Genomic DNA, 3,074 nt, shown 5'->3' with positions numbered 1-3,074 from the left:
CAGCGCAGCTAGCCACGGCCATGTCGTCGCTCGATCCGACCTGACGATCGCCCTGGCTCCGTGCATCAAGAGGGTTCGAAGGTACGCGTCGCCTCGCTTGCTGATCCCGAGCTGGCGCACACGCCCACCCGTGCCGGTTTGCCGCGGCACCAGGCCGATCCAGGCAGCGAACTCCCTACCATCTTTGAAGGCCGTTGGTGAGCCCATGCTGGAGACGACCGCCGTTGCCGTCATCAACCCCACGCCGGGAATCTCGGCCACCGCTTTGCACGCACTGCTTTGGCGAAGCTGCTGTGAGAGGCGACGCTCGATCGCGACGATGTCGGCCTGCAGTTGGGCGAGATGTCACGGGGCTCAAACGTAAGCGCCCGGTGATCCCGTCTTGAGCCAGGGCGTTGTCCTCGATTAGTGTCCACCATTTTTTGGTGGACACCATGGCAAAGACAGAATTAGCGCCGCTGCGTAAGCGCCGGTCTTACCCGAAGACGCTCAAGGCCCAGATCGTGGCGCAGTGCAGTCAGCCTGGGGCATCCATTGCCAGTGTCGCGCTGTCGCACGGCGTGAACGCGAACCTGGTGCATAAGTGGATCCGGCTCGCCAGCGTCGCACCTGGCGCTACGCCCGCGTTTGTGCCCGTGGTCGCATCGGGGCTGCCGGTACTGGGCCGGCATATTGAAATCCGGCTGTCGCGCGGCCCGGTGCAAGCGACGGTGCAATGGCCCGTGAGCGAAGCCGGTGCCTGCGTGGCGTGGCTGCGGGAGTGGCTGCGGTGATCCGCATCGATGCGATCTGGCTGGCGACCGAGCCGCTGGACATGCGTGCCGGCACCGAGACAGCGCTGGCGCGGGTGGTGGCGGTGTTCGGTATTGCACGCCCGCACCACGCCTATTGTTTCGCTAACCGACGCGCCAACCGCATGAAGGTGCTGGTGCACGACGGGATCGGCGTGTAGCTGGCCGCGCGCCGGCTGAACCGCGGCAAGTTCACGTGGGCGCAGGCGACCCACGGTCCGCATATGGCGCTGGACGGCGACCAATGGCAGGCGCTGGTGCTGGGCCTGCCCTGGCAGCATGTCGGCACGGCCGGTGCGATCTCGGTGCTGTAGCGCCCGGCAATCCGGCAAGACGCCAATACCGCCACCGCGAGCGCTGCGGCATACTGGCGGCCATGAGCACCGCATCCCTGGATCACCTGGACGCGCAGCAACTGCGCGCATTGGCCGAACGCCTGATGGGCGAGGTGGCTACGCGTGACGCCCAGATCGCGGCGCACGACGCGGTGATCGCCGAGCGCGACCGCGTACTGCTCTTCAAACAGACGCACATCGACCAGCTCACGCAGGAACTGGCGCTGTACAAGCGCTGGCGCTACGGCAAGCGCAGCGAGCAGCTGAACCCAGCGCAGGCAAGCCTGCTAGAAGAGACGATGGATGCCGACATGGCGGCCATCGAAGAAGAAGTAAATGCGCTGCGCGCCTCGATCGCGCCAAAGCCTGCCGAACCGCAAGCGCCGCGACGCATGCGGCTGCCGCCTGAGCTGCCGCGCACCGACATCCATCACGAACCCGTCTCCACGATTTGCCGCTGCGGCTGTGGCTTAAAGCGCATCGGCGAGGACATCAGCGAGAAGCTGGATTACCTGCCGGGCGTCTTCTCGGTCGAGCGCCACATCCGCGGCAAGTGGGTGTGCGACCAGTGCGAGACGCTCACGCAGGCGCCCGTGCCCGCGCAGGTCATCGACAAGGGCATCCCGACGGCGGGGCTCTTGGCGCAGGTGCTGGTGGCGAAGTTCGCCGATCACCTGCCGCTGTATCGCCAGGAAAGCATCTTTGCACGCGCCGGGCTGGCGCTGCCGCGCTCGACGCTGGGCGAATGGGTCGGCGTGTGCGGGTTGCGGCTGCAGCCCTTGGTCGATGCGCTGAAGGCCGAAGTCCTGGACAGAGCAGTGCTGCATGCCGACGAGACGCCGGTGCAGATGCTCAAGCCCGGGGCGGGCAAGACGCACAAGGCTTACCTGTGGGCCTACACGCCGACCTCCTATGACAGCCTGCGCGCCGTGGTCTATGACTTCACGCCCAGCCGCGCCGGTGAGCACTGCCGTACGTTCCTCGATGAGTGGCGTGGCAAGCTGGTGACCGATGATTATGTCGGCTACAAGGCCGGGTTCGCCGCCGGCATCACGGAACTGGGCTGCATGGCGCACGCCCGGCGCAAGTTCCACGACCTGCATGCGAGCAACCAGAGCCAGATTGCCGGCCAAGCGCTGGAACTGTTCGGCGCGCTGTATGGCGTCGAGCGCGACGTAGCGGAGTTGCCCGTCGATGAACGGCGTCGAATGCGACAAGAACGCGCGCGGCCGATCGCCGAGACGCTGCACAGATGGCTGATCGCGCAGCGCCAGCGCGTGCCTGACGGATCCGGCACGGCGCGCGCCATCGAGTACAGCCTCAAGCGCTGGGAGGCGCTCACGCGCTATCTGGACGACGGCCACGCGCCGATCGACAACAACTGGGTCGAGAACCAGATCCGCCCCTGGGCGGTCGGGCGTGCGAACTGGCTGTTCGCGGGGTCGCTGCGCGGCGGCCAACGTGCGGCCGCCATCATGAGTCTGATCCAGTCGGCGCGACTGAACGGGCATGATCCGTATGCCTACTTGAAGGACGTGCTCACGCGGCTGCCGACGCAGAAGAACAATCGGATCGCCGAACTGCTGCCACATCGGTGGACACCGGCCACCTGATTGCCGTCGTCAAGGCGTGATCACCGGACGCTTACGCTCAAACCGCATCAGTTCGCGCACATCGGCATTGCCAAGTCCTTCCAGATCACCAACCTGTTCCCCAACTTCAGCGCGCTGGAGAACGTCCGCATCGCCCTGCAGGCACATGTGTCGCGTTACGGGCTCTGGCGCCGGCGCGCGGACCTGGCCGATCTGGTAGAAGAGGCCATGGGCGTGTGCGCCAGCTCGGGATCAGCAAGCGAGGCGACGCGTACCTTCGAACCCTCTTGATGCACGGAGCCAGGGCGATCGTCAGGTCGGATCGAGCGACGACATGGCCGTGGCTAGCTGCGCTG

The 3,074-nt window shown here is 66.2% G+C and carries 3 protein-coding genes and 3 pseudogenes; 5 read left to right on the top strand and 1 reads right to left on the bottom strand.

Translation table 11 applies throughout. The features are described from left to right. Positions 1 to 342, bottom strand: a pseudogene (locus tag CDO46_RS11010) (transposase); the annotation flags it as partial. A gap of 92 nt (positions 343 to 434) precedes the next feature. Here CDO46_RS11010 and CDO46_RS11005 point away from each other — a divergent pair. The 5 genes and pseudogenes from CDO46_RS11005 to CDO46_RS27995 form a co-directional block, all read left to right on the top strand. Beyond that, positions 435 to 773, top strand: coding sequence for a transposase (locus CDO46_RS11005; RefSeq protein ID WP_140416855.1), 339 nt, complete (start codon positions 435 to 437; stop codon positions 771 to 773). Further along, a pseudogene (gene tnpB, locus CDO46_RS28655) lies at positions 716 to 1,105 on the top strand (IS66 family insertion sequence element accessory protein TnpB). Before CDO46_RS11005 ends, tnpB begins: the two are co-directional and overlap by 58 nt. Before the next feature lie 62 nt (positions 1,106 to 1,167). After that, on the top strand, positions 1,168 to 2,739 hold the full coding sequence (locus CDO46_RS10995) for an IS66 family transposase (RefSeq protein ID WP_087838510.1): 1,572 nt from the start codon (positions 1,168 to 1,170) through the stop codon (positions 2,737 to 2,739). Continuing rightward, positions 2,740 to 3,009 carry a hypothetical protein gene (locus CDO46_RS10990; RefSeq protein ID WP_087838509.1) on the top strand — a complete coding sequence of 90 codons (270 nt, stop codon included), beginning with the start codon at positions 2,740 to 2,742 and terminating at the stop codon, positions 3,007 to 3,009. It abuts the gene before it with no gap. Next, positions 2,949 to 3,074: pseudogene (locus CDO46_RS27995) on the top strand (transposase); the annotation flags it as partial. The gene CDO46_RS10990 and the pseudogene CDO46_RS27995, both read left to right, overlap by 61 nt.

Source organism: Pigmentiphaga sp. NML030171 (assembly GCF_002188635.1).
GTDB classification, from domain to species: Bacteria; Pseudomonadota; Gammaproteobacteria; order Burkholderiales; family Burkholderiaceae_B; genus Pigmentiphaga; species Pigmentiphaga daeguensis.
The sequence above is the reverse complement of the archived record's forward strand: the minus strand, read 5'-3'. Positions and strand labels throughout refer to the sequence as shown.